The organism is Ornithinibacillus halophilus, from assembly GCF_900129485.1.
GTDB lineage: Bacteria > Bacillota > Bacilli > Bacillales > Amphibacillaceae > Ornithinibacillus > Ornithinibacillus halophilus.
This window is the reverse complement of sequence record NZ_FQVW01000001.1, coordinates 100,915-119,558: the sequence shown is the minus strand read 5'-3', so window position 1 is coordinate 119,558 and position 18,644 is coordinate 100,915. Positions and strand designations below refer to the sequence as shown.

Here is an 18,644-nt window from a genome sequence, read left to right as displayed (position 1 = left end):
TTTATCCTCCTATCAAAAATCACTGCATTTACATTGTATTAAAAAATATAGAATAGTACAAGAATAGAGCAAAATTTTTGTCATAAAATTGTCAGTTTTTCGTAGAATTATGCATTTCATCTAGTTTATAAATAAATCCGAATACTTCTGCAACTGCTTGATACAGTTCTTCAGGAATTTTTTCATTAATATTTAATTCACCAAGTAACTCTGCTAACGTTTCGTCTTCCACAATTGGAACATCATGTAATTTTGCTTGTTCTATAATATTTTCAGCTACTAGCCCCTTTCCTGTTGCTGTTATTTTAGGCGCAGTATCTTGTTGTTCATCATAGTTCAGAGCAGTTGCCTTTTGTCGTTTATACTTCATACTCGAAAGTCAACTCCTTGATTTATTTCTGAGTCAATGGTGTGAAAGGAACGTTCCCCTTGCTGATGACTATTATAAGACTGAACTGTAATAGTTGATAAGTGATAATCTTCTTGTTCTAATCCAGTTTTAAGTAAAGGTTTAATAGTCGTTATCAATTCATCAAGTTGTGGTGTATTATTGAATAAAGTAATACTGACATGACGATTTTGTATGTTCATATCAATCACTGTCTCATTTAAATGAGATAATTCCAAAAAGAAGATAATGCGACAGTGGCTTGGATTAATTTCTCCTTTTTCATTCTTCTTTCCTTCAAATTTTATATGTATGTCTTGTTTCATTTGAAAAGGTAATCCTGGTAGTTGGATCTGAGTGTATATAAACTCAGGAGTTTCACGAACTGAATTCAACTGTAATCCATTAATTAGTTCAATAAATTGTTTTGTAGTTTCATTTAATGACCCCATTGTTTGTTGTTGTAGTAAAAGAAGCATTGCCTTAAGCGATTGATTACTCTCTGTCGATTTACCTTGTAATAATTGACTATCATAACCATGACCTAAATTAATTAGACTACTTTTAAGTAAGTTGAAAATTGAATCTTTCACAGAATCGTTTGCTTGTACATTGAGGAAAGACTGCAATTTCTCTCTTAAACTAGCTACAAGTTGAGGGGATTGATTGCTATTTTGTGATGTTGCTTTCATAAACAAATCGACCTGTTCATTAATAGAAGAATTTCTTAATTGATACAATGACTGAAAGATGGCTTCATTAATTGGTAATCGCTTCATGAGCATCTCTCGTAATAAGAGGTAACTATTCGCTTTATCGGGTTTTTCACTGAGAATATGTAAGGCTGCCGTTAATTCCTCTCGATTAAACGGAATATTTTCTGTTAAAAGCCTTTGCACAAATGAGGCATTTGCCCGAGATGATTTAATTCCAAGTTGTTGCAAAAGCTGGGATGCGTTATCCCGTTCATCACCCTTTAGTTCTTTACCTAACACTTTCAAATGTATGCTTTGGTTCGTAATAGATTGCACTTGAAAATGATAGCTAGTTCCTATTGAAAGGGAAGCCTTTAGTTGGGCAACCATTTCTCGATTGCCTAACTGAATTCTAGCCTTTTGATTTGGGTATAAATGAAGAACACTTCCTTTTAAGATTCGACCGGGTTGGAGCGGTTCGTTCGTATTAATAATGGAGGATGTAGTCTTATTCAATAACGGATTAACTTTCACTTAAACCACCCATCTCTATAGTCGTTACATTACTTCCCTAACAGGTGCAAACGTTTTTCTATGGTATGGAGAAGGTCCATACTTTTGTAAGCTCTCTAGATGCTTCTTCGTTCCGTATCCCATATTAGCAGCAAAATCATACATTGGATATTCTAAATGCATATCTTTCATCAAACGGTCTCTAGTTACTTTTGCTAAAATACTTGCTGCAGCAATAGAAATACTTTTAGCATCACCTTTTATAATAGCTTCGTGAGTACAACTTAACCCCTTAAGTTCAACTGCATCAATTAGTATATGGTCAGGGTATGGATCTAATTTATTGATCGCTTCTGTCATCGCTAATTTAGTAGCTTCAAATATATTGATTGTGTCGATTTGATCATTATTGATAATTGAGATTCCATAACTCGTTGCTTCAGAAAGGACAATGTCATAAAATTTTTCTCTGTCAGTTTCATTAATCTGTTTAGAATCATTTAGACCAAGAAGTTTAAAATCGCTAGGTAATATAACTGCAGCTGCAACTACTGGTCCAGCAAGTGGACCTCGACCTGCTTCATCTACACCAGCAATGTAATGATTGTTCATTACGTATTGTTTTCTTTCATATAAACACATTTCTTCAAACGCTCTTTCTAATTCTTCTTCTTTTTGTTTTTCCTTCTCAAAACGTTTCACCAGGAGTTGTGCACCTTTTCTTTTGTCATTTCTTAATAAATCAATTTCCTTTTCAGTAAGCATGCCTGATTTAAATAAGTGTTGTAAATGAGATATTGATTGTTTTTCCATCTTCTTCCCCTTCTTTCTAACTATATCGGACTTTACCACTAAATCTTAAGTGAAAGGATAAGGCTGTCCCTAAAATGAAAGGACAGCCCCACACTAATTATTCTGGTTTCTCTAGTGTAATTTTTCCTAAACGCCCTGACCGTAAATCTTGTAATACGATATCAGATACTTTATCAAAATTAACATTTCCTCCACTTTCAAGTGCACCACGTTTTTTTCCAATACTAACAAAGATATCCCACATATCGTCCATATTTTCATCTACTTGGTATCTTTCTTCGATTGTATTCGGATAATGCTCTTTTAGATAATTTATCGCAAATGCAACAATATCTTGTAAAGAAAGGAGCTGGTCTTTAATGGTTCCTATTGCAGCTAACCGATAACCAACAAGTTCATCTTCAAACTTTGGCCAAAGAATTCCTGGTGTATCAAGTAATTCAAAATCCTTTTTCACCTTAATCCAGAGCTGCTGCTTCGTTACTCCTGGACGATCACCTGTTTTGGCAATCTTCTTATTGGCAAGACGATTTATTAAAGTAGATTTTCCTACATTAGGGATACCAACAATCATTGCTCTAGCAGCTCTAGGCTGAATGCCTTTTTTCTTAAGCTTTTCCATTTTTTCTTGACCAAGTTCTTTAGCAAGTTGGATCACACGCTTAATATCAGCTTTGTCATTTACATCAATGGCAATTGCAGTTATCCCTTCTTTTTCGAAGTAATTTAGCCACATGTCAGTAGCTTTTTGATCTGCCAAATCCTTTTTCATTAGCACGATCATTTTTGTTTTCTGTTGCAGTACCTGTTGTAACATTGGGTTTTGCGAAGATAATGGAGCTCGAGCATCTACTAACTCCATTACAAAGTCAACTAACTTTAACTTTTCCTCGACTTCTCTTCTCGCTTTAGCCATATGGCCTGGAAACCATTGTATTGTCATGAAAATACCTACTCTCCTGCATTTTGCATTCGTTCGAATGGCCAATAAATAATATTGGCATTTCCAACTATTTGATCCATAGAAATAACCCCTAAAATTCTACTGTCTGTCGAATTTGTACGATTATCTCCTAGTACCAAGACGTGATTATCAGGAATTTTTTCATATCCTCCTGGTAATTCCTCTAAGGAAAAATCAGATGTAATTATTTGGTTAGTTGTATTACTATTATCAAAAAAAAGTTCCTCTTTCTTTTCACCATTTATGTACAAATTATTATCCTTATATTCTACATGTTCACCTGGTAGACCAATTACCCGTTTGATAAAATCTTTCTTATCTGACGCATGAAAAACAACTATATCAAATCGATCAGGTTCTTGGAATCTGTATTTAAATTTGTTGACGATCATTTGATCACGATCATGTAGAGTCGGAAACATTGATGGACCATCTACAATGATGGGAGTAAATAAAAAGGTTCTTACGATAAATGCTAGTCCTAAGGCTATTAAGGCAGCCTTTAGCCAATCAAACCATTCACTTTTTCGCTTTGCCATAACCCAACCACCGACCCTGTTATATTATTTTTTATGTTGGTCACTAATCTATTCATAAAATTTGTTATGTGATTCGTTATTAAAATATATAATTGATAGAAACTGCGTCATAGCGGCTTTGATGATGAAAAACTAGTTCCTGATCAAGGTCTAATGAAAAACTGCCTTCCGCCAGAATACTTCGCTTGCCAAAGAATTATTGTTTCAGACTCACTAATATAACAGAGTTCAAAACTAGCGGAGGAAATACACGAAGACTCCTCGGAAATAAAAAACAATTTCCTTCGTGCAATGATAATGCTGACGTAGCATTACTTGTCCTGCGGGAGCAGAGGCATAGGTGAGACCCCGTGATGCGCTTGCGTCTACAAGTAATGCTACACAGTGGGCTTCCTCAGCGCAAGGGTGCTAGGAAGCCTAACCAAGTAGTTCCCTGGCTCACCAGCCGCCCGCGGAAAGCGAAGTGTATTTCCGTAGCGGTAGGAATTTTTCATCCCAAAAACAACTGCACAGTGTAAATATATAACAACAAATAGTAAAAATAAAAATAGACTTCTAGTATGTTGAACTTACATATGTAAAAAGGAGCTCGCACGATTGCTAAGCTCCTTTTCAAAATCATTGTTAAATATCCAATTCGTAGGATTAGCGACGTTCTTTAATACGTGCTGCTTTTCCGCGTAGGTTACGTAGATAGTATAGTTTCGCACGGCGAACTCTACCACGACGTGACACTTCGATTTTATCGACACGAGGTGAATGCACTGGGAAAGTACGTTCAACACCTACACCGTAAGAAATTTTTCTTACTGTAAATGTTTCACTGATTCCACCGTTTTGGCGTTTAATTACAACACCTTCGAATACCTGAATACGTTCACGAGTTCCTTCAACAACTTTAACGTGAACTTTTACAGTGTCACCCGGGCGGAAATCAGGATGATCAGTACGAAGTTGTTCTTTTGTAATCTCTTCGATTAATTGTTGCATCCTGCTTCACTCCTTCCAAACCAATGCTCTTATCACTCGATGGCAACAGCGGAACATCGTTTATAAGTACTTAATCGAACTTAAGCACAGAAATAAATATACCATAATACATGGGATTGTTCAACTATAAGTTACAGTTTTTACTCAAATGTTGATGAATGTAGTTCTTCTAGAATATCATCTAATATCTTTCTATCCTCTTTTGATAGAAGTTCTTCCTTAATTAATTCTTTTCTTCTCTCATAGGTGCGTTTTAATGACTCACGTCGTCGCCACGCCTCTATCTTGGCGTGATCACCTGATAATAAGACATCAGGAACCTTTAACCCTCTAAATTCCCTTGGTCTAGTATAATGAGGATGTTCTAACATTCCTGTCGAAAAAGAGTCTTGTGGAGCTGATTCTTCATTACCTAATACCTCTGGTAACAATCTAACGACACTATCAACTACTACCATGGCTCCTAATTCTCCACCAGTTAACACATAATCTCCAATTGAAATCTCATCGGTTACTAGATGCTCTCGTATTCGTTCATCATATCCCTCGTAATGACCACAAATAAAAATTAAATGATCCTCTTCAGCTAATTCTTCAGCTTTCTTTTGAGAGTATCGTTCTCCTTGTGGACACATCAAAATTACCCTTGGTTTCGTTTTACGTTTACTTTTTACATCTTCTACAGCATCAAAAATAGGTTGAGGAGCCAGTACCATACCAGCTCCACCACCATACGGGTAATCATCTACTTTATTATGTTTGTTTTCCGTATAATCACGGAAATTTATTAAATTATAATTGAACTTCTCTTTTTCCTGTGCCTTTTTAAGTATTGATGTTTGAAATACACTCTCAATCATCTCAGGAAAAAGAGTTAATATGTCAATATGCATTAATCAAGCAGTCCTTCCATTGGCTCTACAGTAATTCTTTTTTCTTCGACATTAACCTCTTTCACTACTTCTTCAATATATGGAATCAATATGTCTTTTCCTTTTGAAGGTTTCACTACCCAAACATCGTTAGCACCAGGTGATAAAATTTCTTTAATTACACCAAGTTTTTCACCATTCCATAAAAAGACATCACATCCGATTATTTCATGATAATAATACTCATCTTCTTCTAATTCAGTTAGTTGATCTTCTAATATTTTCAGATGTGAGCCTTTATAATGTTCAACATCGTTAATGTTATCATATCCTTTGAAATGAACTAAATCAAAACCTTTATGTATACGATGACCATCAATTGTTAATGGTAGTGGTTTCTCATTATCTTTAACTAAATAAACAACACTTCCAATTTCAAATCGTTCATCAAAATCACTTATTCGTAATACTTTAACATCCCCACGAATGCCATGTGTATTAATTATTTTTCCAATGTTAAACATTTTTTTTGACATATTTTCACCTGCTATTCATCTATGCGTATTACTACATCGTCTTTAATTACAATTGCAGACTTCTCCATTACTTGTTTCCAATTGGTACCAACACCTACTTCAACAAGAGCTTCAACTTCTTTTTCTACAATTTCACTTCCAATCGCTAACATTTCCAACTGTTCTAATTTAAAATCCAGTAATTTTATTTTTTCTTTTCGATTTTTAATCTCCTGTTGAAATCTACTAACGAGCTCTTGTTTTGAAACTCCAGCTTTGTTTTGTAATTTTCTCTGTTCAAACAATAGTTGTTGACACTCTTGTTCAAGTCGCATTTTATGGTCTATAAAGTTACTTTTTAGTTTGTCTTTACTATTCTCAGTAACGACTTGTTTTACTACTATTTTTTTAATTATTTTCACATTTATTCCTCGCTCTCACTTTAATTGAGTTTAGCGATTATCCGTGAAACATCTTTTACATGCACAAAAGGGAAAGGTTGAGTTCCCCTTTCCCTTTTACATAATATCAAGATAAATACGCTTTTGTTTGTCCGTCTTCGCTGCATATACAACCGTACGGATCGCTTTGGCAATTCGCCCGTTTTTGCCGATTACTTTCCCAACGTCTTCTTGGTTTACAGTAAGATGATAGACTAATTTTGAGTCTTCCTCTTTTTCTGTAACCTTAACATCTTCAGGATGATCGACAAGTGGTGTAACAATCGATTCAATTAGGGCTTTCATGATATCACACTACTTTACTATTGATTTTTCTGTTCGTGGAATTTTTTCATGATGCCTTCATTTGAAAATAGGTTGCGAACTGTATCACTTGGTTTCGCACCTTTAGTCATCCAATCAAGTGCTTTTTCTTCATCTATTTTAACTTCAACTGGATCAACAACAGGATTATAAGTTCCAATTTGTTCAATAGAACGTCCATCACGTGGTGAACGTGAATCAGCTACAACGATACGATAGAATGGATTTCTTTTAGAACCCATACGTTTTAAACGGATTTTTACTGCCATTATTTGCACCTCCATTGCTTTGTTTATATCAAATGTTTATCACAAGTATAAAGTTTAACAGAAACTTTATAGTCTGTAAAGTATTTTTCCATTACATTATAAAAAAATAATATTTCCCTGAAAAATAAAGGGTTTCATTAGTGATTTAGAAAGAGAATGGAAATTTCATTCCTTTTCCTTTTTTACCTTTTTGCATATTAGTCATTTGTTTCATCATCTTTTTCATTTCATCAAATTGTTTTAATAAACGATTGACTTGTGAAACAGTCGTACCAGACCCTTTAGCAATTCTTTTTTTACGGCTAGCGTTCATTACACTCGGATCTTGTCTTTCTTTCTTAGTCATAGATTTAATAATTGCTTCCACGTGCACTAATTGTTTCTCGTCAATTTGTGCATTTTTAAGACCCTTCATTTTATTAGCGCCTGGAATCATAGCTAATAAATCATCTAAAGGTCCCATATTTTTCACTTGGCCCATTTGCTCTAAGAAATCATCAAAAGTAAATGATGCTGTACGCATTTTTTCTTCTAATTCTTTGGCTTGTTTTTCATTAACATTTGTCTGTGCCTTTTCAATTAATGTTAATACATCCCCCATACCAAGAATACGGGACGCCATTCTCTCTGGATGAAATGCTTCTAATTGGTCAAGTTTTTCACCCATACCAGCAAATTTAATCGGTTTATTTGTAACAGCTTTAATTGATAATGCAGCACCACCACGAGTGTCACCGTCTAGTTTAGTTAAGACGACACCTGATAAATCTAATTGTTCATTGAAACTCTCTGCTACGTTAACTGCATCTTGCCCGGTCATCGCATCTACTACTAAGAAGATTTCATCTGGCTTCACCGTTGTCTTGATTTGCTCCAATTCATCCATTAAATCAGTATCTACATGCAAACGACCTGCTGTATCAATGATTACGTAATCATGATGCTCTTCTTTTGCTTTTTCAATTGCTTGTTTAGCAATATCAACAGGATTTGCTTCTGTTCCCATGGAGAACACAGGCATATTTAATTGTGTACCTAGGGTTTCTAATTGCTTTATAGCAGCTGGTCTATAAACATCACACGCTACAAGTAACGGTGAACGATTATGGTTTTTTCGTAAATGATTAGCGAGTTTACCAGTAGTAGTCGTCTTACCGGCCCCTTGCAACCCAACCATCATAATGACTGTTGGTGGGCGATCACTTACTGCTATTCTACTTTGTTCACCACCCATTAGTTCGGTCAATTCATCTTTAACTACTTTAATTACCTGTTGGCCAGGTGTTAAACTTTCCATTACTTCTTGTCCAATAGCACGTTCCTTAATACGTTTAATTAAATCCTTTACAACTTTAAAGTTTACGTCTGCTTCCAATAAAGCTAAACGCACTTCACGGGTCATTTCCTTAACATCTTGTTCCGAAACTTTCCCTTTACCAGTTATTTTTTTCATCGTATTTTGTAAACGTTCAGCTAATCCTTCAAATGCCATAGAAGGTGTCCCCCTACTCTAAATCTTTTAATTGATTTAACAATGTTTCCATACGTTTACTGTTTTCATCATTTAATGATTCTTCCATTTTATTAATCAACGCATGACGTTGTTGAAATTTATCATATAGATGTAACTTCGCTTCATAGGCTTCAAGCATTGATTCTGTTCTCTTTATATTATCATAGACAGCTTGCCGGGAAACTTCTGAAACCTCGGATATTTCACCAAGCGAATAGTCTTCAAGATAATACATCTCCATGTAATTTCGTTGTTTGGGTGTTAACAATGCCTGATAAAAATCCAATAAATAATTCATACGTGTCGTCTTTTCTAGCATTTCCCCACCCCTTGTTAAGTGAAAATCCTTTACAAAACTAATGATACAGAACGGTTGAGTTTATTGTCAAGTTTGCTTACGCTTCTTCTTCTTCCAACATATCTGCAAAAAGTCCATAAACAAATGCGTTTGCATCAAATTGCTGAAGATCTTCCATTTGCTCTCCTAGTCCTACAAGTTTAACAGGTATGTTCAGCTCATGTCGAATAGCAAGAACAATTCCTCCTTTTGCAGTTCCGTCAAGCTTTGTTAACACAATACCAGTAACATCAGTTGCTTCGGAGAATGTTTTGGCTTGGTTTAATGCATTTTGCCCAGTAGTTGAATCAAGTACTAATAATACTTCATGAGGTGCACCAGGTATTTCACGTTCAATTACACGTTTAACTTTTGCCAGTTCATTCATTAAGTTGACTTTATTTTGTAAACGTCCAGCAGTATCACAGATTAACACGTCTGCTTCTCGTGACTTCGCTGCTTTAATGCCATCAAATATTACTGCTGCAGGATCACTACCTTCATGTTGCTTAATCACATCAACCCCTGCACGTTCTCCCCAGATTTCCAATTGATCGATTGCACCTGCACGGAACGTATCACCAGCTGCTAAAACTACTTTCTTTCCATCATTCTTTAGTTGATGAGCTAACTTACCAATAGATGTCGTTTTACCCACTCCATTTACACCCACAACTAAAATAACAGTTAATTCATTTTCTTTAATGTTTATTTCTTCTATTTCCTCGTCATCTTCTCCATAATAAATCTCTACTAATTTTTCAGAGATGACATCTTTCACTTCTTTAGTATCCTTGATATTTTGACGCTTTACTTCCATTTTTAATTCGTCGATTAAATCCATTACAGTCATTACACCAACATCAGCTGATATCAATACCTCTTCTAATTCCTCAAAGAAATCCTCATCAATTTTGCGGTATCGAGCAATTAAATCATTAATTCGACCAGAAAAAGACTTCCTCGTCTTTTCCATGCCTTCTTTATATTTAGTGGTAACTTCTTCTTGATTATTTTGTATAAATTTCTTTTTCAATTTATCCATGAATCCCATGTTAGTTCCTCCTTATGTCTCAATTAACTCCTTCGTATCCTCCAAGCGAACGGAAACTAGACGAGATACTCCAGATTCCTGCATGGTAACACCATATAGGACATCTGCTTCCTCCATAGTCCCTTTACGATGGGTAATTACAATAAATTGAGTATTTTTACTATACATTTTCACATATTTGGCAAATCGTGCAACGTTTGCCTCATCTAATGCAGCTTCTACTTCATCCAACACACAGAATGGAACTGGACGTACGCGAAGTATAGCAAATAACAATGCGATTGCAGTTAATGCTCTCTCTCCACCTGAAAGCAGCCCTAAATGCTGTAATTTCTTACCAGGTGGTTGTGCTATTATATCAACTCCGGTGTCTAACAAGTTTTTAGGGTCTGTTAGCTTCAGTTCAGCACGTCCACCACCGAACAATTCTTTAAAGACAACAGAGAATTCTGCTTTAATTTGACTAAATGTATGGTCAAATAATTTTTCCATCTCTTGATCCATCTCAGCTATCACTTCAAATAGCGTTTGTTTAGCTTCGACAAGATCATCTTTTTGCTCGGATAGGAATGTATAACGCTCAGAAATACGTTCATATTCATCAATAGCTCCTAGGTTAACTGTTCCTAATCGTTCAATTGACAATTTAATTTGTCGTACATCTTCTTTTGCTAGATTAATGTCTTCCACTTTTTCGTATAACTGCATTGCTTTTTCAAATGTTATGGTATATTCCGTTTGTAACTTAGTTAATCGGTTTTCTAATTCAACATCAAGACGATTAGCTTTTACTTCTTTTTGCTGTACTTTTTCTTGAAGCACTTGATGTTGTTTATTTTCTTCTTTTAGTTCTCTTTCTTCATCTTGCATTCGTTGTGTCTTTTCTGATCGAGTTGAACGTTTCTGTTGAATTTCTTTTACTAAACGCTCCTTATCTTCCTTTGTCCTTTGAATCGATTCCTCTATTTCTTCTTGTGTTTCATTATTTTCATTTATTGATAACAAGTCATTTAATTCTTTTGTATAACCATCTAGTTCTTCCTGTAGGTCAGTTACTTGTCTCTCAATTGCTTTAGATTTCTCACGTTGGTTTTTCCAGCGCTCGTCTTGCTCAGCGAGTTGTACTTGGTATTGGTGAAAATCTTGTTGTAATTGTTCTTGATTTGCTTGAAATTCAGACTGCTGTTCTGTTAATTTATCAATTTCAGATTGAAGTGATTGTAATTCATTCTCGATTGAATGTAATTTCGATTCTAATTCTCTATCTCTAGCTTTTAATTTTTCTTGGTCCGTTTCGAACTGTTGTTTATCTTGGTCGTAAAGAGTTAAATTATCACTTAGGCTTGAAAGTTTAAGAGAAACTTCATTATATTCTTCCTTTGCCTGCTGTACTTTCTCTTGAATAACGTGTAGTGTTCCTTCAATATCTTGTAAGGCATTTTCTTTTTCCGTTATTAATTGTTTTTGATTCTCAACATTTTTCTCAAACAACAGTGCTTTTTCTTGAAAGTCGGTCAATTTTTCCGTTAATTCTTGGAGATCTTTTTCCCTGGTAAATAAAGATTGATTCGTCTTCTTTTGTGCTCCACCAGACATGGAACCACCTGGATTTACCACATCTCCATCTAACGTTACAATTCGATAACGTCTCATTACTTGTCTAGCAATATCATTAGCATCTTTTAGTGTCTTTGCAATAATGACATGGCCCATTAAATGATGAATCGCCTTTTTATATTGTTCTGAAACACCAATTAAATTAGCTGCTATACCTACATATCCAGGATGGTTTTCAACCATAGATAAAACATCACTAGGTACAAAACGTGGTTGGATAGATTGTAAAGGCAAGAAAGTCGCACGACCACTATTTGTTTTTTTCAACCAGTTTATCGCTGCTCGTGCTGCAGCATCATTTTCTACAACAATATGCTGTGCTTGTCCACCTAAAACCGTTTCAATGGCAGTTATATATTCCTTTGGTACGTCCACCAACTCAATAACAGCACCATAAATGTCTTGGAGTAAGCTGTCTTCTCTAGCTTTTAAAATCGATTTTACCCCGTGGAAGAAACCTTGAAAATCTTCTTTCATTTCTTCTAGCATTTCTTTTTTTGACTTTAGTTTTTCGATATATTGATAGCCTTGGTATAATTTTGTTTGGGATTCTTGATGCTGTGATCTAGCTTGTTCAAGCTCTGTTTTTAGCTGTTGTTGACGTAAATATACCTGGTCATATTGCTGCTCTTCTTCTTCTAACTCCTTCTTCTTTGCTGCTTTTCTTTGTTCATATTCATCGCGTTGAATAATTAAATCCTGAAACTTCTCAAGTTGGCGATCTTTCTTATGTGTAACCTGTTCTAACTGCTGGCGAATGGAATGTTTTTCATTTTTATACGCAGCTTGTTGATTTAATACTTCAATATAATCAGCTTTTAACTCTTCAATTTGTTCAGCAATATTCTCTTGTTGATTCGTTAATATATGTTCAATCTCTTGCAGCTTTTGATTAGTTTCTTGACGTTGTGACTGCAATAATGCTAACTTCTCATTCTCGTCCTTTAAATCCAGTCTAGTTTGGTTAAGTTTACTCGTTGTTTCTTCTTTCTGTTGTTCTAACTTTTGTTTATTTTCTTCAAAATGCTTAAACCGTTCATTATATACCTGTTTTTTACCTTCGTGCTGTTCTAAAAGCTGTGTGGTGGATAAAAGATTAGCTTGTAATTCTTCAATCGCTTTGTCTAACTCATTAATTTCTTGTCTTTCTGTTTCAAGTTTCGCTTCTTTTTGTTGAATGCTCGTTTTTAATTGAATCTCAGACATTTTTTCTTTATCCAATTCTTCAAGCAATCCTTGCCATTCCTTATGCAGCTTTTCAATCTCTGTAATCAATAAGGCAATCTCTTTCTCTTTAAGTAATTCTTTTTTCTCTATAAAAGTCTTTGCAGTGTCAGCTTGATCCTTCAATGGACCTATTTGTTGTTCTATCTCATAGATAATATCTTCAATTCGATTTAAGTTTTCTTGCGTTTCAGCAAGTTTATATTCTGCCTTCTTTTTACGCTGTTTATATTTTAAAACTCCTGCAGCTTCTTCAAAGATTGTCCGACGTTCTTCTGCTTTTGAACTTAATATCTCTTCGACTTTCCCTTGACTAATAATGGAGAATGCTTCTTTTCCTAATCCTGAATCCATAAATAAGTCAATAATATCTTTCAGACGACAAGATTGTTTATTTATGTAAAACTCACTTTCACCTGAACGATACACTCTTCTAGTTACACTCACTTCTTCATAATCAAGAGGTAAAGCTTCATCTTGGTTATCAAGAACTAGTGTTACTTCTGCTACATTTAACGCTCTTCTGCTATCACTACCTTGAAAAATAATATCTTCCATCTTTGATCCACGTAGTGACTTCGCAGACTGCTCCCCAAGGACCCAACGGATTGCATCAGTAATATTACTTTTTCCACTACCGTTAGGACCAACAACTGCAGTAACACCTGGTACAAATTCGACATTAATCCTTTCAGCGAAAGATTTAAATCCGACACTTTCTAATCGTTTTAAAAACATACACATTCTCCTAATCCCGTACCGACTTTCTCTATATCTAAAAATCTTAATTTTTATGTTGGCATTTTAACGCATTTATTTTATCATAAACATAGCAACAAAAGAAGAGCTGAACCAGTTTTAGCGATTCAATAATCAATAATTCATATATAGAGGAGGTATAAAATGGATTTAAAAACTCCATCAAAAGATAATCTAAAATACATATTAAATGAATTAGCTGATAAGCTAAATGTGGTTAATCGTACACTCATGGACCCCGAAGACTATGATTTAAATAAATATGAAGATTTAAAATTTATGTATGATATGATTATTCAAAAAGGAAATTTAAGCGCATCAGAAACCCAAGCATTCATAGAAGAATTAAGAAACGTAAGAAAATAGCTTGGTGTAACCTGCAACTCAGAATTCATTCTAAAAAAGACTGTTTTTCACCTTCTATAGTGTGAATCACAGTCTTTTTTCTACTTATTCGTTAAGATATCTAATACATTTTTTGCTGCTCGTTGTTCTGCTTCTTTCTTTGTACGTCCAATCCCTTTTCCAGTAATACCATTCATAACGGTAACCTTAGAAACGAATTCCTTATTATGGGATGGACCTTTTTCTTCCACAATATTGTATTCAATTATATGATTTTTCTCTTGCTGAACCAATTCTTGTAATTGGCTCTTATAATCCATCGCATGCGAAAAAGCACCAGTTTCAACTTTTGGAAATACATGAGTCTCTAAAAAGCTCAATGCTGTATCAAATCCTTGATCAAGATAAAGCGCACCTAAAAATGCTTCAAATACATCCGCTAATAATGCCGGACGATCTCGACCACCAGTTTGTTCTTCACCTTTCCCTAAAAATATATGCTCACCAAAATTTAATTCTTTAGCAAAGTTATAAAGGGAAGGTTCACAGACGATAGATGCTCGCAATTTCGTCATTTCTCCTTCAGGCATTGAAGAATTAGTACGAAATAGAAATTGTGAAACACCTAACTCTAATACAGCATCTCCTAAAAATTCCAAGCGCTCATTATCTGAGAAATTCCTATTACGATGCTCATTCACATATGATGAATGTGTAAAAGCTTGTTTCAATAACTCATGGTTATTAAATTTTAACTGCAAAGCTTCTTCTAGTTTTGCAACATTCATCCAATGTCACCTCAATTTATTAAGGTGGCTGTCCTAATATCAAGAATTTGATTACTGGATAGCCACCTTTTCATACTTCATTAATTATTATGACTGTAAACTGTTTATGTAATCAACAGCATCACCAACAGTATTAATCTTCTCTGCTTCTTCATCGGCGATTTCCATATCAAATTCGTCTTCAAGCTCCATTACTAGTTCCACAACATCTAATGAATCTGCTTCTAAATCATCTTTAAAAGATGCTTCTAGTGTTACTTTTGACTCATCTACATCTAGCTTGTCAACGATAATATCTTTTACACGGTCAAACACATCTGCCATACTTTTCACCTCCTTTCAAGTGGGATAATATTAATAATAATAAATTTTGCTTATATACGCTATAAATTTACATTACCATTCCACCATCAATATGAATGGTTTGACCAGTAATGTAATTCGCATCTTCTGAGGTTAAGAAACGTACCACTTTTGCTACATCCTCTGGTTTACCTAATTTCCCTAATGGGATCATCGCTAACATTGCTTCTTTTTGTTCATCGGTTAATTCATCAGTCATATCTGTAGAAATAAAACCGGGTGCTATAGCATTTACTAAAATGTTTCTAGAAGCAAGTTCTTTTGCGGTTGTTTTCGTAAGTCCAATAACTCCTGCTTTTGCAGCAACATAGTTTGCTTGACCAGGATTTCCACTAACACCAACTATTGAAGCTACATTGACAATTCTACCAGCTCTTTGTTTCATCATTTGTCTAGTAACTGCTTTTGTACATACGAATACACCTTTTAAATTTGTGTTAATTACTTGGTCGAATTCGGCTTCTTTCATGCGCATCAACAAGTTATCACGAGTTATGCCAGCATTGTTTACTAATATGTCTAGGCTGCCAAACTGCGTCACCACTTCTTTAACCATTGCTTTTACACTTTCTTCGTCTGCAACATCTGCTTGCAACTTCATTGCTTTTACCCCAAGAGCCTCAAGTTCCTCTACTACTGCTTGGGCTTTTGCTTCACTACCTGCATAATTGACTGCCACATTGGCTCCTTGTTTAGCTAGTTCTATTGCAATGGCTCGGCCAATTCCTCGTGATGCCCCAGTAACTAATGCATTTTTTCCTTTTAACATTATACTTCCTCCTCGTACCAAGAAATAAACTCATCCAATGATACCGTATCCTGAACAGCAAATGTTTTCACTCTACGATTAATTTTCTTAACTAATCCGGACAGTACTTTTCCACTTCCGATTTCTACAAAAGCGTCTATATTCTCTTCCATCATATTACGAATGGATGCTTCAAACTGTACAGGAGAATATAGCTGTTTGATCAATAAGTTTTTTATTTCTTCGTGATCAGTTACTGGCTGTGCAGTGACATTAGCATAAATCGGCGTATCAACATCATGTATGGTGACTTTATCAAGATATTTAGAGAATTCTTTGTTTGCTGGTTCCATTAGTCTTGAATGAAAAGGGCCACTTACATTTAAAGGTAAAACTCGTTTAGCTCCGTTTTCCTTCAAAACTTCTGTCGCTTGTTCTACACCTTTAACAGAACCCGATATAACAATTTGTCCTGGACAATTGATATTAGCTAGGTCGACAATTTCATCTTTAATTTGTTCCAAAGATTCTTGTATTTTTTCCTTGTCCAACCCTAATACCGCAGCCATAGTTCCTTGCCCTTTTGGAAATGCTTCTTCCATTAGTCTTCCACGGGTTGCTACTAGGGGTAAAGCATCTTCAATTGAAAGAGCACCTGCGGCCACTAAAGCACTATACTCACCTAAACTATGTCCAACTGTCATAACTGGATGAATGCCTTTTTCTTTTAACAGTTGTTGAATAGCAATGCTGGATAATAGTAATGCTGGTTGAGCATTTTCTGTTTCTGTTAGAGTTTCTTTAGGCCCATTAAACATAATAGACGTAATGTCTTTGTCTAGAACCTCGTTGGCTTTTTCATACAAATCCTGAACACTTTTAAATTGATCATGAACTTCTTTCCCCATGCCGACAACTTGTGAGCCTTGACCAGGAAACATAAATGCTACCCGTTTCATCTTATTCCTCCTTCTCCACTTCCATCTTTTCAACTGTCTCTTTGATTGTGTTCGTCACATCATGTTCGACCATGTATACTGTTTGGCTAATTGCACTTTGTATAGCTCGACTATTGGACGACCCATGAGCTTTAATAACAGGAGCTGCTAAACCAAATAGGCCTGCCCCACCATATTCAGAGTAATCCAATTTATTTTTTAATTGCTTTAAATCACCTTTCATCATCCCAGCAGCGACCTTAGTTTTAAAAGATGACATGAAAGATTCTTTTAACATAGAAAACATTGTCATTGCAGTGCCTTCAATAGTTTTTAAAGCAACATTTCCACTAAAGCCATCTGTTACAACAACATCAGCTGCACCAGATAATAAGTCACGTGCCTCTACGTTCCCAATAAAATTAATTGGAGCATCTTTCATTAAACTAAAGGCCTTCTTCGTTAAGTCGTTCCCTTTACCATCTTCCGTACCAACATTTAGTAATCCAACTGTCGGATTCTTAATAGAACGAACCTTTGATGTATAGATAGAACCCATGATGGCATATTGAACAAGATGTTGAGGTTTTGCATCGACATTTGCTCCTACATCCAGTAATAAAAATCCTTTTCCATCAAGTGTCGGTAATGTCGGACTTAATGCAGGACGATCAATACCTGGTATTCTACCGACAACAAATAAGCCTGCACTCATTAAAGCACCTGTATTTCCTGCAGAGATACAAGCATCTGCTCTTCCTTCTTTTACTTCATTAGCCATCATTACAAGGGAGGAATTCTTTTTACGACGAACCGCTCGTACAGGTTCGTCCTCTCCTGTTATAACCTCATCAGCATGGATAATCTCAATATTAGTATCATCTGTTAAATATGTACTAATTTGCTGTTGGTCACCAACTAAAGAAATATGTAAGTCTTTATTTTTTGAGACAGCTTCCATCGCACCTAAAACAATTTCCTTCGGTGCATGGTCACCTCCCATTGCATCTATTGCAATTTTCATTTATGATTCTCCTTTTTCTTCAGCTGTTCGATACATATAAAATACACCAGTAAATACTTTTTCATTGTCTACAAAACTATCAACATGAACAATCGTTAACCCTTTATCATTATCCCCTTCAACAAACGCTTTAGCCACCACTCGTTCCCCTTGTTTCACTTGACGAGTAAATTTAAGCTCCGATTTTGCCGTCAAAGCTAATTCATCATTTATAACAGCAACTGCTAATGAATTAGCTTGCGCAAATAGATGATGCCCCCTAGCAATGTTATTCCTAGAAAAAACATGTTCTTGACTGATATCTAATATTGAAATGGCTCTTTTGTCTAGTTCCAAATCAACGATCTCACCAATAACATCCTCTAAAGGTAATGCTCTTACCGTTTCATTCCATTGATGACTTGCGACCGATTTAATCCGTTCTCTCAACTCAGGGATAGATAATTCCATTCGATCAAGTCTGATCGTCTGAATACTGACACTAAATTTCTTTGCTAATTCTTCGTCTGTTATAAAAGGCGTTTGTTCAATCGTTTCCTTTAGTAATTCTTGCCGTTTCACTTTTGGTAATTTCAATGATTTTACACCATCCACTACTAAAACTTTAATTTA

At 35.2% G+C, this 18,644-nt stretch carries 22 protein-coding genes; 1 reads left to right on the top strand and 21 read right to left on the bottom strand.

Going from position 1 to position 18,644, the window contains the following annotated elements:
* Window positions 1-91: 91 nt before the first annotated feature.
* The 15 genes from BUB12_RS00615 to smc form a co-directional block, all read right to left on the bottom strand.
* A complete protein-coding gene (locus tag BUB12_RS00615; protein WP_072886920.1) occupies window positions 92-370 on the bottom strand; it encodes an EscU/YscU/HrcU family type III secretion system export apparatus switch protein in 279 nt (92 codons plus the stop codon).
* Window positions 367-1,617, bottom strand: coding sequence for a hypothetical protein (locus BUB12_RS00610; protein WP_072886918.1), 1,251 nt, complete (start codon window positions 1,615-1,617; stop codon window positions 367-369). The genes BUB12_RS00615 and BUB12_RS00610 overlap by 4 nt, the downstream gene beginning before the upstream one ends.
* A gap of 24 nt (window positions 1,618-1,641) precedes the next feature.
* Window positions 1,642-2,409, bottom strand: coding sequence for a ribonuclease HII (locus tag BUB12_RS00605; protein WP_072886916.1), 768 nt, complete (start codon window positions 2,407-2,409; stop codon window positions 1,642-1,644).
* Window positions 2,410-2,506: 97 nt separating this feature from the next.
* The gene (ylqF, locus tag BUB12_RS00600; RefSeq protein WP_072886914.1) at window positions 2,507-3,352 is read right to left on the bottom strand and encodes a ribosome biogenesis GTPase YlqF; all 846 of its coding nucleotides are present in this window, start codon (window positions 3,350-3,352) and stop codon (window positions 2,507-2,509) included.
* Between the two features lie 8 nt (window positions 3,353-3,360).
* On the bottom strand, window positions 3,361-3,912 hold the full coding sequence (lepB, locus tag BUB12_RS00595; RefSeq protein WP_072886912.1) for a signal peptidase I: 552 nt from the start codon (window positions 3,910-3,912) through the stop codon (window positions 3,361-3,363).
* Window positions 3,913-4,557: 645 nt separating this feature from the next.
* Entirely contained in the window at window positions 4,558-4,902 is a 345-nt protein-coding gene (gene rplS, locus BUB12_RS00590; RefSeq protein WP_072886911.1) for a 50S ribosomal protein L19, read from the bottom strand.
* A 140-nt stretch (window positions 4,903-5,042) separates the two neighbouring features.
* Complete coding sequence (trmD, locus tag BUB12_RS00585; RefSeq protein ID WP_072886909.1) at window positions 5,043-5,795, bottom strand: tRNA (guanosine(37)-N1)-methyltransferase TrmD; 753 nt, start codon at window positions 5,793-5,795, stop codon at window positions 5,043-5,045.
* Window positions 5,795-6,310: a ribosome maturation factor RimM gene (gene rimM, locus BUB12_RS00580; protein WP_072886907.1), complete on the bottom strand. Its 516-nt coding sequence runs from the start codon at window positions 6,308-6,310 to the stop codon at window positions 5,795-5,797. Before rimM ends, trmD begins: the two co-directional genes overlap by 1 nt.
* Window positions 6,311-6,321: 11 nt before the next feature.
* A complete protein-coding gene (locus BUB12_RS00575; protein WP_072886905.1) occupies window positions 6,322-6,711 on the bottom strand; it encodes a YlqD family protein in 390 nt (129 codons plus the stop codon).
* A gap of 96 nt (window positions 6,712-6,807) precedes the next feature.
* The gene (locus tag BUB12_RS00570) at window positions 6,808-7,035 is read right to left on the bottom strand and encodes a KH domain-containing protein (protein WP_072886904.1); all 228 of its coding nucleotides are present in this window, start codon (window positions 7,033-7,035) and stop codon (window positions 6,808-6,810) included.
* Window positions 7,036-7,052: 17 nt separating this feature from the next.
* Window positions 7,053-7,322, bottom strand: a complete 270-nt coding sequence (rpsP, locus tag BUB12_RS00565) for a 30S ribosomal protein S16 (protein ID WP_072886902.1) — start codon at window positions 7,320-7,322, stop codon at window positions 7,053-7,055.
* Between the two features lie 145 nt (window positions 7,323-7,467).
* Entirely contained in the window at window positions 7,468-8,814 is a 1,347-nt protein-coding gene (gene ffh, locus BUB12_RS00560; protein WP_072886901.1) for a signal recognition particle protein, read from the bottom strand.
* Between the two features lie 13 nt (window positions 8,815-8,827).
* Window positions 8,828-9,154, bottom strand: a complete 327-nt coding sequence (locus BUB12_RS00555) for a putative DNA-binding protein (RefSeq protein ID WP_072886899.1) — start codon at window positions 9,152-9,154, stop codon at window positions 8,828-8,830.
* 76 nt (window positions 9,155-9,230) lie between these two features.
* Window positions 9,231-10,226 (bottom strand): signal recognition particle-docking protein FtsY, encoded by a 996-nt coding sequence (gene ftsY, locus BUB12_RS00550; protein WP_072886897.1) that lies wholly within the window; start codon window positions 10,224-10,226, stop codon window positions 9,231-9,233.
* A 12-nt stretch (window positions 10,227-10,238) separates the two neighbouring features.
* The gene (smc, locus tag BUB12_RS00545; protein WP_072886896.1) at window positions 10,239-13,805 is read right to left on the bottom strand and encodes a chromosome segregation protein SMC; all 3,567 of its coding nucleotides are present in this window, start codon (window positions 13,803-13,805) and stop codon (window positions 10,239-10,241) included.
* A 165-nt stretch (window positions 13,806-13,970) separates the two neighbouring features.
* On the opposite strand from smc, the gene BUB12_RS00540 reads away from it, so the two are divergent.
* On the top strand, window positions 13,971-14,192 hold the full coding sequence (locus BUB12_RS00540; RefSeq protein WP_072886894.1) for a DUF1128 domain-containing protein: 222 nt from the start codon (window positions 13,971-13,973) through the stop codon (window positions 14,190-14,192).
* 80 nt (window positions 14,193-14,272) lie between these two features.
* Here BUB12_RS00540 and rnc read toward each other — a convergent pair whose 3' ends face one another.
* From rnc to fapR, 6 genes are all read right to left on the bottom strand, one after another.
* Window positions 14,273-14,959 carry a ribonuclease III gene (gene rnc / locus BUB12_RS00535; protein ID WP_072886892.1) on the bottom strand — a complete coding sequence of 229 codons (687 nt, stop codon included), beginning with the start codon at window positions 14,957-14,959 and terminating at the stop codon, window positions 14,273-14,275.
* An 87-nt stretch (window positions 14,960-15,046) separates the two neighbouring features.
* Window positions 15,047-15,283 carry an acyl carrier protein gene (gene acpP, locus BUB12_RS00530; RefSeq protein WP_072886890.1) on the bottom strand — a complete coding sequence of 79 codons (237 nt, stop codon included), beginning with the start codon at window positions 15,281-15,283 and terminating at the stop codon, window positions 15,047-15,049.
* Between the two features lie 67 nt (window positions 15,284-15,350).
* A complete protein-coding gene (fabG, locus tag BUB12_RS00525) occupies window positions 15,351-16,091 on the bottom strand; it encodes a 3-oxoacyl-[acyl-carrier-protein] reductase (protein ID WP_072886888.1) in 741 nt (246 codons plus the stop codon).
* Window positions 16,091-17,029, bottom strand: coding sequence for an ACP S-malonyltransferase (gene fabD, locus BUB12_RS00520; protein WP_072886886.1), 939 nt, complete (start codon window positions 17,027-17,029; stop codon window positions 16,091-16,093). Before fabD ends, fabG begins: the two co-directional genes overlap by 1 nt.
* Window position 17,030: 1 nt before the next feature.
* Window positions 17,031-18,032 (bottom strand): phosphate acyltransferase PlsX, encoded by a 1,002-nt coding sequence (gene plsX, locus BUB12_RS00515; RefSeq protein WP_072886884.1) that lies wholly within the window; start codon window positions 18,030-18,032, stop codon window positions 17,031-17,033.
* Entirely contained in the window at window positions 18,033-18,608 is a 576-nt protein-coding gene (gene fapR, locus BUB12_RS00510; RefSeq protein WP_072886882.1) for a transcription factor FapR, read from the bottom strand.
* Between the last annotated feature and the right edge of the window lie 36 nt (window positions 18,609-18,644).

What these genes read in the sequence shown, in the direction of transcription:
- BUB12_RS00555 (WP_072886899.1), bottom strand. Translation starts at nt 9,154, where the DNA reads ATGCTAGAAAAGACGACACGTATGAATTATTTATTGGATTTTTATCAG.
- BUB12_RS00570 (WP_072886904.1), bottom strand. Translation starts at nt 7,035, where the DNA reads ATGAAAGCCCTAATTGAATCGATTGTTACACCACTTGTCGATCATCCT.
- fabG (WP_072886888.1), bottom strand. Translation starts at nt 16,091, where the DNA reads ATGTTAAAAGGAAAAAATGCATTAGTTACTGGGGCATCACGAGGAATT.
- plsX (WP_072886884.1), bottom strand. Translation starts at nt 18,032, where the DNA reads ATGAAAATTGCAATAGATGCAATGGGAGGTGACCATGCACCGAAGGAA.
- rpsP (WP_072886902.1), bottom strand. Translation starts at nt 7,322, where the DNA reads ATGGCAGTAAAAATCCGTTTAAAACGTATGGGTTCTAAAAGAAATCCA.
- ftsY (WP_072886897.1), bottom strand. Translation starts at nt 10,226, where the DNA reads ATGGGATTCATGGATAAATTGAAAAAGAAATTTATACAAAATAATCAA.
- smc (WP_072886896.1), bottom strand. Translation starts at nt 13,805, where the DNA reads ATGTTTTTAAAACGATTAGAAAGTGTCGGATTTAAATCTTTCGCTGAA.
- ffh (WP_072886901.1), bottom strand. Translation starts at nt 8,814, where the DNA reads ATGGCATTTGAAGGATTAGCTGAACGTTTACAAAATACGATGAAAAAA.
- rimM (WP_072886907.1), bottom strand. Translation starts at nt 6,310, where the DNA reads ATGTCAAAAAAAATGTTTAACATTGGAAAAATAATTAATACACATGGC.
- ylqF (WP_072886914.1), bottom strand. Translation starts at nt 3,352, where the DNA reads ATGACAATACAATGGTTTCCAGGCCATATGGCTAAAGCGAGAAGAGAA.
- BUB12_RS00615 (WP_072886920.1), bottom strand. Translation starts at nt 370, where the DNA reads ATGAAGTATAAACGACAAAAGGCAACTGCTCTGAACTATGATGAACAA.
- BUB12_RS00605 (WP_072886916.1), bottom strand. Translation starts at nt 2,409, where the DNA reads ATGGAAAAACAATCAATATCTCATTTACAACACTTATTTAAATCAGGC.
- acpP (WP_072886890.1), bottom strand. Translation starts at nt 15,283, where the DNA reads ATGGCAGATGTGTTTGACCGTGTAAAAGATATTATCGTTGACAAGCTA.
- rnc (WP_072886892.1), bottom strand. Translation starts at nt 14,959, where the DNA reads ATGAATGTTGCAAAACTAGAAGAAGCTTTGCAGTTAAAATTTAATAAC.
- trmD (WP_072886909.1), bottom strand. Translation starts at nt 5,795, where the DNA reads ATGCATATTGACATATTAACTCTTTTTCCTGAGATGATTGAGAGTGTA.
- BUB12_RS00540 (WP_072886894.1), top strand. Translation starts at nt 13,971, where the DNA reads ATGGATTTAAAAACTCCATCAAAAGATAATCTAAAATACATATTAAAT.
- fabD (WP_072886886.1), bottom strand. Translation starts at nt 17,029, where the DNA reads ATGAAACGGGTAGCATTTATGTTTCCTGGTCAAGGCTCACAAGTTGTC.
- rplS (WP_072886911.1), bottom strand. Translation starts at nt 4,902, where the DNA reads ATGCAACAATTAATCGAAGAGATTACAAAAGAACAACTTCGTACTGAT.
- lepB (WP_072886912.1), bottom strand. Translation starts at nt 3,912, where the DNA reads ATGGCAAAGCGAAAAAGTGAATGGTTTGATTGGCTAAAGGCTGCCTTA.